Raw genomic sequence first — 13,974 nt, 5'->3', positions numbered from 1 at the left:
AACCCCCAACCCCTGCGCGCGCACGCGCACTAGCCAAGATAGGTCGAAAGGCCGCCGAGCGCGATGCCGAGGCCAAGCACCGTGACGATCACCGCGCTGGCGAGTGGCAAAGCCCGGCCCCAGGCGCTGCCCGCGCCACCAAAGCGGTCGAGCAGAGCGCGCGAACGCACCAGCATGACGCCAATCGCGATCAGCACTGCCGCCAGCCCAACGCTGAACGAGACAATCAGGCCCAGGCCGAGCGCGATGCGGTTCAGGCCAATCGCGATCACCATGATGCCGAGCGCTTCGGGGCAGGGCACCAGCCCGCCTGAGACGCCCATCGCCAGCAGACTGCGGAAGCTCACGCCCTCGGCGGGCGGCAGATGCGTGTGGACATGGCCGTCGCCGTGGTCGTGCGTAAGCGCGTGCGCGTGGTCGTGCGCGTGGTCGTGATCGTGCGCGTGGTCGTGATCGTGTGAATGGTCGTGCGCGTGGTCATGGTCGTGGCTGTGCGCGGCGTTCTTCCCACTGCGGAAGGCCAGCCAGCGCTGCGCAATCAGGCGCGCGCCCAGCACCACCACCAGCAGGCCCGAAAACACTTCCAGCGCCGGCACCAGCACGCCTGGCACCACGAACTGGCTGGCGAACAGCGCCAGCAGGCCGATCACAATCACCGACGCGGTGTGGGTGAAGGTCACAATCGCGCCGAGTGTGATCGCGTGGCGCACGGTGCCGCGGCTGCCCACCAGGTAGGCGGCGACCAGCGTCTTGCCGTGGCCGGGAGTCAGCGCGTGCAGGCCGCCAAGCAGCACGGCCAGCGCGAGGGCCAGCACCAGCACCCACGGCGAAAGCGCCGGGGCCTGCAAGAAGGCCAGCAACTGCTGCGACTGAGAAGAAGAACTGGCCCATGTTTCGGTCGTCGCAGCTGTGCTTGCGGCAGCGCTTGTGGGTGCCGCGCCAATCGTGTAATCGACCGAAATGCTTTGCTGAATGTCGTCGCGATTTTGCGTGCCAAGCGTGATCGCTGCGTCCTTCTCGACAAAGGTATTGACTTGGTAGGCCGAGCCGGCCGGCGCGAAATTATTGCGATAGTCGATGACGTGCGTGCTGCTCAGGTTTTCGGGCAGCGCGGCAGTGGTGAAGACGCGGATGGTGCCATAGCCAGCCTGAAAGTTCAGGTATGGCACGATGTCGATTTTCGTAATAGTCAGCGCCACTGGCGCGCCATCGGCCTTCAGCTCGATCTGGCTCAGCACGCTGTTCACATAGGCCTGGCTCTCAGCGTCGGAAATCTGCTCGTCGCCATTGCTGTCGAGCAGGGGCAGCACCTGCGGCGCGACCAGCACGCCCGGCGAAAGATCCAGCTCGACCTCAAGTTGCGTGGGCGCGACGGTGATGTAGGTCGCCTGCAAATACACGTCGGCCGGGTGGGCCAGCGCCGCCCCAGGCGACGCCAGCACCACCAGCAGCAGCGCGAACAGGCTCAGCAGCAGCCTGGGCCACAGCGCAAAGCGCCGGCTTCTGCGCGCGTTTTTCATCATGCGATCTCCACACCGGTATAGGCCGCGCCGTAGTCGTTCGTTGGGTGTCGGTAGATGCCGTGAATGTGGTTGGCGGCGTTTCCGCCCATCTCCTGCGGCGAGTACTCAATTACAATCGCCGGGCCGCTCACGCGGAAGTAGGCCGCCTCGCCCTGCGTCGTCGAGCCATACCAGGCCAGGTAGGTTTGATCGAGCGTGGACGTCACCTCGGCCAGGTGCGCGGCGGCGACTGCGTCGTTGGCGAGGCCGGTGTAGTGCGCAATCAGCTTGACCAGCGCGGCCTGCTGGTCGGCGGTCATCTGCGCGGCGGGCAAGCCTTCGGCCTGAATGGTCTTGCCATCCTGGCCGGGGCCAAGCACCAGGTCGACGTAGGTGGTGCCAAGAATGGCGGCCTTCTGCTGCGTGGCGTCGAGCGAGTTGACCAGCGCAAACGCTTCGTCCTCGATATCGCCGAGCGGGCGCACGGTTGCGCCATTCGCGTCGGTGTAGCTGGCGGGCTGCACGCCAATGAAGCTGGGCGTCAGCGCAAGGTTCGCGCCCGCAATCGTGGCGTTGACGGTGACGTGGTGCCCGCCCCACTGCCACTGCCACGGGTCGGTTTCCGAGGGCGTGCCAATGATCGCGACCCAGTAGTATTGCTGGCCGTACTGCAGCTGCCCGCCGCCCGGCCCGCCACCACTCGATCCGGTCGCCAGCTGGTCGTCGGCGGCCCACTCGGCCAGCACGCGCTGGTAGCCTTCGGTGCTGAGCGTGGCCTGCATGAGCGCCAGCCAGGCGTTCTTCGGCCCATCGGCGAGGTTGCCCCACATCAGCCCGGCGCGAGAAAACAAGCCTTCGGGCAGGTTCGACCAGCGCTGCCGTTGGGCGGTGTTGCTCCACTCAAACAGCGCGCTGCTTTTTTCGCTGGCGCTGAGCGTGGCGAGAAAGGCGTTGGCGGCGGCAACAATTGCGGGTGTGGCGCTTTGCGTCGCCACAGCCGTGGCCGCCGTGCCGCCAGTTGCGGCAGTCGCGGCGCTGGTTGCGGCGCTGGTGGCGGCAGGCGCCGCGCTTGGCAGCGCCGTGGCCGCAGCCGGAACCGCCGTTGCGCTGCTGGTGCCGGTTGCGCCACAGGCGGCCAGCAGCGCAGCCCCCGCCGAGGTGCCGGCAAAGGCGGCAAGCTGCTTCAAAAATGTGCGCCGCGACATGATCTGGCCTGAACGAGCGTTTTCCTGGGGTTGCATGGTTCCTCCTCAAGCATCTGGCAAATAGACTTCGATGGGGAAAGCATACGCCAAACGTTTTTATGAATTGTTAAGAAGCTGTAGGCAGAGTGTGAGGGCTTTGCCCGGCGCGGCACAGGCGGGATACTACACAGCAAAATAATCAGATGCGCCATTCTGACCTATTGACAACCATATAGAGCCGTGATATAGTTTCTTCAATGAACGAACGAGCGGCGGCTAGCTGGCCGCCACGAAACCGCAAGAATTCAGAGGCCGATGATGTTGCAGCAATCCACCCCTTGCACAAGCCGCAGCCCACGCCTGGAAGCGCTGAGCGCCGCCCGGCCCGCAGAGCTGGCGTGGTATCGTGCGCAGCAAGAAGACCCACTGATCTGAGCGAAGCACGCGCGGTGAACCCGCCGCTGCGCCAGGTCGGGCCGCACAGGCTCCCTGGCGCAGCGGCTTTTTTATCGGGGCGTGGTGCAGCCTGGCAGCATCCCGCGTTTGGAGCGCGGTGGTCGCACGTTCGAATCGTGCCGCCCCGACCAGCTTTTTTGCGCTTGCAACGTCGGCATGGGTATGAACGAATCGGCAGTGGGCAGGGTAAAAGCTCAATCCCAAAACCCTAAACCCCAGGCCCTGCGATGGCCAGGCGCAAATAAAGAATGCCGCTCAAGCACAAGCGGACGTGCATCTGTCTTGTAAACAGAGGGTTGCCGGTTCGAGGCCGGCGAGCGGCTCCAGTGGTTGGGCGTGCCTGACGGCGCAAATGATTTCAGAGGAGGGGCTGCTACACGGGCGGGTTCCTGGTTCTGGCATGGTTGCTAGTGCTCAGCAGGAAACCAGCCCACCCCAATGGGTCGCATCGTCCAACAGCAGGACGCCCGCCCTGCAAGCGGGAGATCCGGGTGCGAATCCCGGTCGATCCACCAATGGCCCTGTCGTCTACTGGCCAGGACACCTGCCTCTCACGCAGGCAAAGCGGGTTCGATTCCCGCCAGGGTCACCATTTCCCGGCGTAGCTCAACGGCAGAGCGCCCGCGCGACATGCGGGTGGCTGGGCGTTCAAATCGTCCCGCAGGGACCAGACGCGCTGTGGTGAAACAGCAGGTGCAAGCCCTGCCAGCGCGACCAGATAATTCACCGCAAAGGACGCAAAGCTTCACAGGTTGCAGGCCCATCTCAAAGCCCAAAACCCTCATGCGTCTCTCGTTCTGGGCGCATAGCAATGCGTCCTTCACCGGCTTCCACGGCTGCTATAGCGGTTTGCAAAACGTTTGGCAATCCATGCACCACCAAAAACTGGTTGGAGTGCGGAAAAGCAACTGCATCCTGCCGACTGCAAACTGCTATGGTGCCTGCGCGGCGTCGCGCCGCAATTCTCCCGACAATGTTTCGATCTGCTTCCGACGACCTCTGGTAACCTCCCTGTCATCCCCCTCTCTATAACTATCAGGCGTCGTGCGCGATAATTTTGCTTGCCAACAGGCGCTGCATCTCTAACACAACAACGAAACCGGAGCCCGGTCGATGCACACAATTTTCTTGCTGGGGGCCTACGGCCAGAACAACCTGGGCGATGATGCGCTGCTCGAAGTCTTCCTTGAGCAGCTGAACGACGCGCACCTGATCGTCAACTCGGCACAGCCGCGCAGAACCCAACGGCGCTATGGCGTCGAAGCTGTTGCCACCTATTCGAGCTGGCCGCGCCTGCGCCGCCCGCGCGCGCTGTGGCGCTCGGACGCGATCGTTTTTGGCGGCGGCAGCCTGCTGAAGGAGATCGAAGGCGGGCTTGTTGCGCGCCTGCTGTATTTCGTTCGCATCTTCCTGCTGCTGCTGTTTGGCAAGCTGTTTGGCCGCCCAACCGCCATGCTGGGCGTCGGCATCGGCCCGCTGGAGCGCCCGCTGTATCGCTGGCTGTCGCGCCATGCCGCCAACCTCACCGACCTGATCTGCGTGCGCGATACCGACTCGCGCGATTTGCTCCACGCGATTGGCGTACGCCGCCCGATACGCGTTACTGCCGACCCGGTGTTTACGCTGGGCGGCGAGCGCCCGGCCAGCAATTCCGCAATTTCTTCAGAAGAAGATCGCCCAACGGTGGTGGTCGTGCCGCGCTACTCGCTGCGCGAAGAGCAAGTTGTGGCGCTGGCCGCCGCCTGCGACCATATGGTCGAAACGCATGGCGCGCTGGTGCGTTTCGTGGTCTTCCAAACTGGCTACCGTGCGTGTTTCGACGATGCTGCTGCGGCGCGCGCGGTGCTGGGGCATATGCGCCACGCCGAGGCGGCCGAGCTGCGCATTCCCGAAACACCCGGCGCGGCGCTGGAATTGATCGGCCAGGCCAGCCTGCTGCTCAGCAGCCGCCTGCACGGCCTGATCTTCGCCACCATCCGGGGCGTGGCCGCCGTCGCGCTCGATTACGAAACCAAGGTGCGCAGCTTTATGCGCGAAATTGGCCAGGAAGACGCCAGCGTGTCGCTGGCCGAGCTGGCGGGCGGCGCGCTGCCGGGCGTGCTCGACACGGTGTGGGCCGATCGCCGCGAGCGCGGCGCGGAGGCCCAGACGCAGATCGCGGCATTGCGCGCGCGCGGCCACGAAAATTTCGCGCAGTTTCGCGAGCTGATCGCCCAACCACGGCGGGCCAGCGCGCTCACCGGCGGCGCGCTGCTCTTCGCCAGCATGACGATTGTCAATGCCGGCAACTACCTGTTCAACCTGGTGCTCGGGCGCTGGCTTGGCCCGGCCGCCTTTGCCGACCTCAGTCTGGTGATCACCATCCTGCTGGTCATCACGATGGTGACCTCGACGCTGCAAACCATCAGCGCGAAGTTCGCGGCCATGCACGCAGCCAGCGGCGACGAGTCGCAGATCCGCGCCGTGCGCGGCTGGCTCGGGCGCGGCGCGTGGGCGCTCGGTGCAGCGATGCTGCTGCTGTTTGCTGGCGGCAGCACGCTCTGGCAGAGCTTCTTTCAAACGACCTCGGCCTGGCCCTTCGTTATTCTCGGGCTGGGCATGCCGCTCTACTTCGTGCAGGGTGTCGACCGGGGCGTGCTGCAGGGGCAGACGCGCTTTGGCCCGCTGGCGCTGAGCTATCAGGCCGAGATGTGGGCGCGCTTGCTGAGCGCGGTTGCGCTGGTGGCGCTGGGCTTTGCGGTGAATGGCGCAGTCGCGGGTGTGACGATTTCGCTGATCGCGACATGGCTGGTGGGCTACTGGTTTCTGCGCCCCCGGCAGGCCAGCGAGCGGCGCACGCAGCCGCTGCCGCAGGCCGACCGGCGGGCGATCCTGAGCTTCGCCGGGCCGGTGGTTGCCGCGCTGGTCGGCCAGGTGATGATCAACAACAGCGACATCCTGATCGTCAAGCATTTCTTCCCGGCCGAGGAAGCCGGCCACTATGCCGCGCTGGCGCTGATCGGGCGAATCGTGTTCTTCGCCACGCTTTCGGTGGTGGCGGCGATGTTCCCGCTGGTGGCGCAGAAGCAGCAGCGCGGCGAGCCGCACCGCCACCTGCTGTGGATGGCGCTTGGGCTGGTGGCCGTGGCCTCGCTGGCGGTGATCGCCGCCGCGCTGGTGGTGCCCGGCCTGATGGTGCGCGTGCTGTTTGGCGAGGCCTACCTGGCAATTGCGCCGCTGCTGTGGCTGTATGCGGTCGCCACGATGCTGTATGCGCTGGCGAATGTTGTGATCAACTATCGCCTTTCGGCTGGCGACGGCGGCGGCAGCGCGCTGGCGATGCTGGCGGGCGCGGCGCAGGTGGGCGGGCTGTGGCTGTTCCATTCCAGCCTGCGCGAAGTGGTGGTTGTGCAAATTGTGCTGATGGTCGGGCTGTTTGTGCTGCTGCTGGCGTGGGACTGGCGGCTGGCGCGGCGCGCGCGCCTGGGGACAGTTCCCGCCGCCGCGCCGACCATGCCGGCCGGTGGCGGGCTGCGCCGCCGCCTGCGCGGGCTGCTGCTCGGCATCTTCACGCTGTCGCTGCTGCTGCTGATGTGGCAGGTCGCCGGGGCGCAGGCACCCACGGGCGGCTATGCGGCCCACCAGCAGGTGCAGCAGATCCTGCCGTCGCTGCGCGACAGCGAGGCCGAGCATGCCAGCGGCGCGTATTTCCCCGGCATCGGCGCAATGATCTCGCTCGACATGGTGCGCGGCCCGAACGCCTTCCCCGACAAGCCAGCCAAGCCGGGCGTGCACGACTGGATGGTCTACCTGCTCGGCGCGTTTGGTCCCAGGCTCACGGCGGTGCCGCCGGGCGAAACCATCGCCTTCTCAACCGATTACTACGACTACGACGAGCGCAGCTACCACCAGATTGTGGTCAGCAGCCGCGCCGCCGACATCACCGACAGCGGCAAGTATGTCGCCTGGTTCGACGGCCAGCCCTACGACCAGGCCAGCGCCGCAGCTATCGCGCAGGCACCCGCCAGCATGCCAGCCGCGCAGGGCGGCACAACGCTCGATTTCGCCGACGCGCAGGCCAGCGCCGCCGACTGGGTGCCGCAGGCGGGCGAGTGGGCTTTCACCGATGGCGGCTATGCGCAGACGCAGCTCGACCGCTACGACCTGATGAGCCTGCTCAATCGCAAAATCGAAGGCGACTATAGCTTCCAGGTTGATCTGAAATATCTCGAAGGCGATATGGGCGGCGGCATTGTCTTTAACGCGCCAGATGTCAACAGCAAAAACGGCGCGCAGATGATCAGCTATTCCGAAAAGGGCAACTACCTGCAATGGGGTGCCTTTGATGAACAAGGCACCTTTCAGTTCAAGGGCGGCAGCCCGGTGGCGAATGGCGCGGACGGCCAGCCACACACGCTGGCCGTCACCGTCGCGGGCGCGAGCTACCGCGTTGAGCTGGACGGCACGACCCTGGTGGCCGATGTGCCGCTTGCCAGCGCAGGCGGGCATGTCGGCCTGTTCGCCTCGACCTCGCACGTGCTGTTCGACAATGTGAAGCTAGCGAGCACGCAGCCATGAGCGCACCCGAGCTAACAATCACGCGCCCGCGCGCCGCGCGCCGCGTCAACATCCTGGGCTTGCGCGTCGAGCTGCGCCCGCTGCTGGTGGTGCTGGGCATCTTCCTGACCACGCGCGCGCTGCTGCTGCTGGTGATCTTTCTGTCGTCGGCGGCCATCCCGATGAACACCGGCATGTTTGGCTACGCCGAACCGAACAACCTCGTCATCGACGGGCTGGTGCGCCACGATAGCTGGTGGTATGTCAATATCGTCGAGCATGGCTACACCATGGGCGACATCAAAACCGGCGCGCAAGGCACCGTGACCTTCTTCCCACTCTACCCGCTGCTGGTGAAGCTTGTCGCCGGGCCGCTGCATAACGTCTACCTGGCCGGCCTGCTCGTGTCGAATGGCGCGCTGCTGGCGGCACTTGGCTTTCTCTATGGCCTTGCGCGCCACGAGTATGGCGAAGAAACGGCTGCACGCGCCGCCTTCTACCTGGCCGGCGCGCCCACCGCCGTGTTCTTCTCGGCCATGTATACCGAAAGCCTGTTTGTGGCGCTGGTATGCGCAACGTTCTATTTTTCGCAGCGCCGCCAGTGGGAGTTTGCCGCCATTGCGGGCGCGCTGGCCTCGGCTACGCGCAACACGGGCGTGCTGCTGGCCGCCGTGATTGCGCTGGAAGGTCTGCACCAGCAGGGCTTTCGCTTCCGGCCTGCGCGCCTGCTTGGGGCGACAGCCGGGGAAACGGCGGGCTTGTGGTGGGCGCACCTGCGCCAGCAACTGAGCTGCGCCGTGCGGAGCTGGCGCAGCCTGCTGGCGGCCGCCTACGTGCCAATTGGCCTGGTTGCCTATATGGGTTTTCTGAAGGTCACCTTTGGCGACCCGCTGGGATTCATTCACGCGCAGGCCACCTGGGGCCGTGGGACGAGCGCCGCCGGCATCACCAGAATCGTCACCTCGACGATCACCAACCTGAACATTGGGCCAAACCCCTGGTCGGGTCAGATCAACACGCTCACGCTGCTGTGCCTGATCGCAACGCTGGCATTCGCGCCGCTGGTGCTGGTGGTGATGCTGAAAATGCGCCCGGCCTATGGGGTGTATACGGGCCTGACTTTTTTTGTGCCGCTCAGCACCGGCACCGTCGGCAGCATGACGCGCTACATCCTGATGCTGATTCCCTGCTTTGTGCTGCTGGCCCACTGGGGCCGGCGCGGCTGGGTCGATCGGCTGGTGCTGGGGGTTTTCCTGCCGCTGATGAGCTATTTCGCAGTGTTATTTTCACATTGGTATTTTGCCGGCTAATGCCGCAGCCTAACGCGCCTGAGGAGCACTATGACATCTCGCATCCTGGCATTACGAACATGGAACTGGCGGCGCTATTTACAGCCCGGCCGCATAATCATCAGTGGCGTGCTGCTCGCCTCGCTTGCGGTGGGCGGGCTGCTGGCCATGCGCACCCTGCGGCCGGCCGCGCCTGTGCAGGTGCTGCCCGGCCAAACGCTGGCCTGGGATATTGCGCGCGCCGCTGCTGGCTCGGAAGGCGTGCAGATGGCCTCGGGCTCGTACCTGCCCGGCGACCGGCTGGTGCTCTACACGCGCACCGCCCAGACCGACCGGGCGCGTATTCGCACCTGGGCGCTGATGCAGCTCGAGCCCTTTGCCGACCGGCTGGCAAAAATGCCCAGCAGCGAAAAGCTGACCTGGGTGATCGACTTTGGCCCGCCGCCCGGCGAGCAGGAAGCGCTTTCGGCACCGCTGAGCAAAGCCGCCGATCCGTCGCAATATACCTATGTGAGCGCCGCGCCGGGCCTGATCACGGCGGCGAATGATGCGCCAGCCGCGCAGCCGGCCGCCCAACCAACAGCCCAGCCCGCCGCTCAACCGGCCGCCCAACCAACAGCCCAGCCCGCCGCTCAACCGGCCACGCAGGCCACGGGCCAGCCCGCCGCTCAACCGGCCACGCAAGCCACGGCCCAGCCCGCCGCACAGCCCGGTGCAGCGCCAACCGTCGCGGTCAGCACACAGCCGCTGCTGGCCAGCACCTTCGACGAAACCAACCCGGCCCAAAGCCCCTGGCAGCCGCTCTCGGGCGACTGGCAGGCGCACGACGGCATCTACAGCCAGCGCGACAACACTGGCTACGACTTTATCAGCATGATGAACATCGCGCCGCAAACGAATTACGCCCTCGAATCCAAGCTGCGGCTGGGCGAAGGCGACATGGGCGGCGGCTTCATCTACAACGCGCCCAACGCAACCACACGCGCCGGCGCGCAGATCGTCGATTTCGACAACAAAGGCGGCTTTCTGCGCTGGGGGCGCTACGACGACAAGAACGCCTATATCTACGAAGGCGGCGCAAAGATCGACCCGCCGATCAGCGACGGGCAGTGGCACGACCTGCGCCTGACTACCCACGGCGCGGCCAGCACGGTTGCGCTGGATGGCCGCGAGCTGGGCCAGATCAAGAACACATCCACCAGCGGCTCGCTCGGCCTGGTAACCTCGAAAACCAAAGTCGATTATGACGAAGTGAAAGTGACTATTCTGCCGGGCGATGCGACGGTGCCAACCGCACAGGCGGCCGCGCCAACCACCCTGCCCACGGCCGCGCCCGCAGCCACCAGCTTCAAAGACGATTTTGCCGACGGCGACACCAAGGGCTGGCAGGTGCTCAGCGGCACCTGGCAGAACATCGACCAATCCTACCAGCAAACCAGCGCCACCGGCTCGGATCTTGGCAGCGTCTCGCCCTTCCAGAGCGACAGCTACAGCGCGACGGTGCGGCTGAAGCGGCTCGACGGCGACATGGGCGGTGGCATGTACTTCAACATGGCCCAGCGCGACAAAAAGAGCGTGAGCCAGATGATCAACTACACCGAAGGTGGCAAGGCGCTGCAGTGGGGCCATTTCGACGATGGCGGCAACTTCGTGTTTGAAGGCAGCGCCAAAGTGCCCGATGGCAGCGATGGCGAATGGCACACGCTGGGCATTGCGGTGAAAGATGGCAAGGCGACCTTCACGCTTGACGGCACCGTCATCAAGAAAGATGCCGAACTTGCCTATACATCGGGCTACCTCGGCTTGCTGGCCAGCAACAGCAAAGTGGCGTTCGACGATATTAATTTCAACGTACAACAATAACTGAGCAAATGATGAAACGATACCGTTTACAACCATACATGCCCGATCTGCTGGCTGCGCTGCTGCTGATCATGCTGCCGCTGCTGGTGTTCTGGCAGGTCTGGGCCGCCAACCCGCACGACCGCGTGATCTTCGGCGGCGACATTCTGATGGGCGCCTACCCGACGCGCGTCTACATCCACCGGCTGTTCAACCTGGGCCAGCTGCCGCTGTGGAACCCCTACCAGCTGGCGGGTATGCCGCTGCTGGGCGATGTGCAAACCGCGCCCTACTACCTGCCCAACCTGCTGCTCGACCTGCTGTATCGCGGGCGCGACCTGCCCTACATGGCGTTTGAGCTGCTGGTGGTTGCGCATTATTCGCTGGGGGCGCTGCTGTTCTTTGCCTATGTGCGCAACCTGGGCGTGCGCCCCGCCGCCGCGCTGGTTGGCGCAATTGCGTTTGAGTTCAATGGCTTCTTTGTTGGGCACCGGGGCCACTACAACATGTTTGCGGTGGTGGTGTGGCTGCCGGGCGTGCTGTGGCTGCTCGACCGCGCCTGGGCGGCGGCGCGCCCGCGCCACGCGCTGGCCTGGGCGGTGGCGGCTGGCCTGGCGCTGAGCCAGCTGGTAATGGCCGGCCACCCGCAGGTGACGCTGTACTGCTCGGTGACGATTCTGGCTTATATGGCCTACCGCTGGAGCGCGACGCTGCGGAAGGGCAGCTGGCGGGCGCGGCTGCGTACCCCGGCGCTGTTTGCGCTGGCTGGCCTGCTGGCGGGCGGCATCGCAGCAGTGGCGCTGCTGCCCGCCGCCGAGCTGCTCGGCCGCTCGCTGCGCAACGAGCTTTCCTACGATTTCACGGTGCAGTATTCGCTGCTGCCGCGCAACCTGATCGGCCTGCTGGTGCCCGAGTTTCTGGGCTGGAGTGCGACCGAGTTCCGCATCTACGCAGGCGTGCTGACGCTGGTGCTGGCGACAGTCGCGTGGGTCGTGCCGGCCCGCCCGCGCGCCGAGCGCCGCTTCTTTGGCGTGGCCGTGCTGGTGGCGCTGATGGTGGCGCTGGGCGGTTTTACGCTGCTCGACGGCCTGATCTACCGCTTTGTACCCGGATTTACCTCCATCCGCGTGAGCACCCGCGCTTTTTATATTGCCAACTTTGCGCTGGCGGTGCTGGCGGCCTTTGGCGCAGAAAATTTGCTCACATCGCTGGACAAGGCCGAACGGCAGCGGCTGCACCAGCTTGCGCGCGGCGTGGCTGGCCTGCTGGGCGTGGCGGTGCTGCTGGGCGTGCTGCTGTATGTTGCGCTGCTGAACAACTACAAGCCGGTTGGCGAAGATTTCTTCTTTTCCGAAAACCTGTTCAGCCGCAACCCCTCGGGCGATACGTTTACGCTGCTGACGCAGACCGCCAACGCCTGCCTGCTGTTTATGCTGCTGCTGGCCGGCGCAACCGCGCTGCTGTGGGTGCGCGTGAGCGGCAGGCTGGCCGGGCGCGGGCTGGCCGCCGTCGCGGCGCTGCTGATGTTTATCGACGTGGCGACCTTCGCGCCCTACCACGACACGATCAAGGCCGACCCCGACACCATGCGCTTTACGATCAAGGGCTACCAGACGCAGCTGCTCGATGTGCCCTGGAAGGTTGCCGACCAGCAGCAATTGCTCGACCGCCTGGCCAGCCTGCCCGACGGCATGCGCGCCGACAATGCCGCCGAAATTCTGCCCGACAACTATAGCGCGCTGTATCGCACGCCGTTCGCCACTGGCTACAATATTCTCGATCTCCAGCAGCGCTTCGAGATGCTGACGCAGTGGCCGAACCTGCCAGCAAATACGCGCTGGGACCTGCTGAACGTCGGCTATGTGCTGACCCAGCCCGACGCAAAGGACCCGCCCGCGCCGGACGCCAGGCTGGTGCTCGACAACAGCCAGGGCAAGCTGTGGGAACGCGCGCAACAGCCCAGCTATGCGCGTTTCAGCACCGCCATTCGCCCGGCCACCACAACAATCACGCTGAACGGCCTGCTGCGCGACGGCCAGCCGCTCGGCGCTCAGCCGCCCATTTCCGTCGACAGCGGCACGCTCGACAGCACGCTCAAGCAGGTTTGGCCCGAAGCGGTCGACCCGGCGCTCTACGAAATCGGCACAAGCGGCGTGCGCAGCCCGGTTGATATTGGCGTGCTGGCCGGCGGTTCGGTGCACTACAGCGCCGTCATGGTGGATGGCGTGACGGTCACTCCCAAGCAGCGCGGCATTGTGCTGGCGCTGATCGACCCGACCACCGGCAAAGTGCGCGCCAGCGGCGGCTACGACACCTACCTTTCAGCCGATGAAAGCGACCGGCTGGCGGCGGCGATTGCAGCCGCGCCCGATGGCACAATCGTCGCGCTGGCCACCTACGAAGAAGGTGTGAACAGCCTGACCGACGGCGCGCGCGCGGCGATCGCCAGCCTGGGCGCCGCAACCGACCTGAAAGGGAAAACTGGCGCAGCCTACGCGCTGATTGGCGTGAAAGGGGCAGCCCCCGGCACCGCCGTCGAGCGCTTCGACCCGGCCGCAGCAGTGACAGCCGACGTGGGTGTGGGTGCGCTGCCCGCCCGCGCCGACGCCACGTTTTCCAGCCAGCTCGTATCGTACCAGCCCGAGCGGGTCACGCTGCTGGTGCAGAATAGTGTGCGCGGCCTGCTGACGGTGAGCGAGGCGGCCTTCCCTGGCTGGGAGGCGTATGTGGATGGCCTGCCCACGCCGGTGCTGCGCGCCAATGGCATGCAGCGCGCCGTGGTGCTGCCACCCGCCCTCGATGGCCAGCCCCACGAGGTTACGTTCGTCTATCGCCCGCTGAGCGCGCGCCTGGGCGGGGCCGCCTCGCTGCTGGCGCTGGCGCTGGCGCTGGGTATCGAGCTGGCGATTGCGGTATCGCTGCTGCCGGCCCGCAAATGGGGCAAGCCGCTTACGGCGCCGCAGCCGGCTGCATAAAATCGCAGACAGCAGACGATCCGAGGTTCGGGGTTGGCACAGCCAGCCCCGAACTTTTTGTGTTGACGCAATTCGCACGCAGCCATACGACTCTCCGCGCAGAGCCGACCAGAAAAGCAAGAAGCAGGCGGCCTTACACCCCTCTGACGCTGTATAAACCAGATTATGCGTGCAATATGCTCAGTCGTAG

Annotated in this window: 6 protein-coding genes and 5 tRNA genes; 9 read left to right on the top strand and 2 right to left on the bottom strand. The window is 65.5% G+C overall.

Translation table 11 applies throughout. The features are described 5' to 3' along the window. Positions 1-29 precede the first annotated feature (29 nt). Positions 30-1,523: a nickel/cobalt transporter gene (locus M1P90_RS03815; RefSeq protein ID WP_483701324.1), complete on the bottom strand. Its 1,494-nt coding sequence runs from the start codon at positions 1,521-1,523 to the stop codon at positions 30-32. Next, positions 1,520-2,743, bottom strand: a complete 1,224-nt coding sequence (locus tag M1P90_RS03810) for a DUF3500 domain-containing protein (RefSeq protein ID WP_483701323.1) — start codon at positions 2,741-2,743, stop codon at positions 1,520-1,522. The genes M1P90_RS03815 and M1P90_RS03810 overlap by 4 nt, the downstream gene beginning before the upstream one ends. 453 nt (positions 2,744-3,196) lie before the next feature. Here M1P90_RS03810 and M1P90_RS03805 point away from each other — a divergent pair. The 9 genes from M1P90_RS03805 (at position 3,197) to M1P90_RS03765 (ending at position 13,784) form a co-directional block, all read left to right on the top strand. Beyond that, positions 3,197-3,273 (top strand) — tRNA-Pro (locus M1P90_RS03805). Between the two features lie 119 nt (positions 3,274-3,392). Further along, positions 3,393-3,468: transfer RNA gene (locus M1P90_RS03800), tRNA-Thr, on the top strand. Between the two features lie 114 nt (positions 3,469-3,582). Then, positions 3,583-3,657: transfer RNA gene (locus M1P90_RS03795), tRNA-Ala, on the top strand. A gap of 2 nt (positions 3,658-3,659) precedes the next feature. Continuing rightward, a tRNA-Glu gene (locus tag M1P90_RS03790) sits at positions 3,660-3,734 on the top strand. 3 nt (positions 3,735-3,737) lie between these two features. Then, positions 3,738-3,812, top strand: a tRNA-Val gene (locus M1P90_RS03785). 443 nt (positions 3,813-4,255) lie between these two features. Further along, positions 4,256-7,699: a polysaccharide pyruvyl transferase family protein gene (locus M1P90_RS03780; RefSeq protein WP_483701322.1), complete on the top strand. Its 3,444-nt coding sequence runs from the start codon at positions 4,256-4,258 to the stop codon at positions 7,697-7,699. Further along, positions 7,696-8,988 carry a hypothetical protein gene (locus M1P90_RS03775; RefSeq protein WP_483701321.1) on the top strand — a complete coding sequence of 431 codons (1,293 nt, stop codon included), beginning with the start codon at positions 7,696-7,698 and terminating at the stop codon, positions 8,986-8,988. Before M1P90_RS03780 ends, M1P90_RS03775 begins: the two co-directional genes overlap by 4 nt. A gap of 30 nt (positions 8,989-9,018) precedes the next feature. Next, on the top strand, positions 9,019-10,830 hold the full coding sequence (locus tag M1P90_RS03770; RefSeq protein WP_483701320.1) for a LamG domain-containing protein: 1,812 nt from the start codon (positions 9,019-9,021) through the stop codon (positions 10,828-10,830). Between the two features lie 11 nt (positions 10,831-10,841). Further along, positions 10,842-13,784, top strand: coding sequence for an interleukin-like EMT inducer domain-containing protein (locus M1P90_RS03765; RefSeq protein WP_483701319.1), 2,943 nt, complete (start codon positions 10,842-10,844; stop codon positions 13,782-13,784). Positions 13,785-13,974: the final 190 nt, after the last annotated feature.

The sequence above is a fragment of the Kouleothrix sp. 19917 genome, from assembly GCF_057073505.1.
The sequence above is the reverse complement of the archived record's forward strand: the minus strand, read 5'-3'. Positions and strand labels throughout refer to the sequence as shown.